Origin of the sequence: Microcystis sp. M53598_WE2, from assembly GCF_030067735.1 — a bacterium.
Lineage (GTDB): Bacteria > Cyanobacteriota > Cyanobacteriia > Cyanobacteriales > Microcystaceae > Microcystis > Microcystis aeruginosa.
The window spans coordinates 1-1084 of the sequence record NZ_JASJFE010000629.1; the positions used below are offsets into that span (position 1 = coordinate 1).

Consider the following 1084-nt stretch of genomic DNA (forward strand, 5'->3'; position numbering starts at 1 on the left):
CGGCAACTTGGGGAGAAATTTCCCCGCGCAAAAGACGATCAACTTGGCAGGTAATCGGTACATATAAATTTTTTTCTTGGGCAATTCTCATCAAAACTTCTGTGGTATTTATTCCCTCGGCAGTTCCCTCTAACTTCCCTAAAATCTCAGGCAAAGATAAACCTAAAGCTAATTGATAACCCACTTGATAATTGCGAGATAAAGGACTATTACAGGTGGCTAATAAATCCCCTAAACCCGATAAACCGAAGAAAGTTTCTTGACAACCTCCTAGACAAGTTCCCACCCGAACTATTTCCGGTAAAGCGCGAGTTAACAGGGCAGATTTGGCATTAGTACCTAACTGTAAACCATCGCAAACCCCAGAAGCGATCGCCATGACATTTTTGAGAGTGCCACCTAACTCAGTCCCCAAGGGATCGCTATTAAGATAAACCCGAAAAGATTCCCCAGATAATAATTTTTGTAACAATATTGCTGCTTTTTGCAGATAACTTGCTACCACCGTGGCAGCGGGTAAACCTTGATTAATTTCTTTAGCTAAATTGGGACCGGAAAGAACCACAAGGGGATTAGCGGGAAAAGCTTGATTCCACAGATGAAAAGGGGTACGAGTGGTGATTGGCTCTAATCCTTTAGTAGCGGTGACGATAATTATGCGAGAATTTAATTGTAATTGCTGTAATTTTTCGATCGTGGGAACAACTCCTTTAATCGAAACTGCTGAAATAATTACCTCAGTATCTGCTATAATAGCCCCTAAATCTTCCCCAGTATGACGCGACCAAACCCTAACAGCTAAGTGATTAAGTCTAGCCAAATTAGCGAGAGTTTGTCCCCAAATTCCCCCACCTATAACCGTAATTTTCTTGGCATTTTCTAACAACTTTTATTCCCCTCCTTATTAGTGATCCCTGATCAGTGACTGGTTAGAAATGATTCGATTTGAAGGTTATGAGTCTTAAATGAAATTATTCACCGATTACTGATAAGTAGGTAGGTGTTAAAAGTTGTCAGACACCCCCCTTATCAAGGGGGGCAGGGGGGATCGGCACCCCCCTTATCAAGGGGGGCAGGGGGGATC

At 42.4% G+C, this 1084-nt stretch carries 1 protein-coding gene; it reads right to left on the reverse strand.

Annotated elements, in window-relative coordinates; translation table 11 throughout:
• On the reverse strand, positions 1-886 hold an 886-nt coding region (locus PX636_RS12790; protein WP_288117485.1), incomplete at its 3' end, for an NAD(P)H-dependent glycerol-3-phosphate dehydrogenase.
• Positions 887-1084 lie beyond the last annotated feature (198 nt).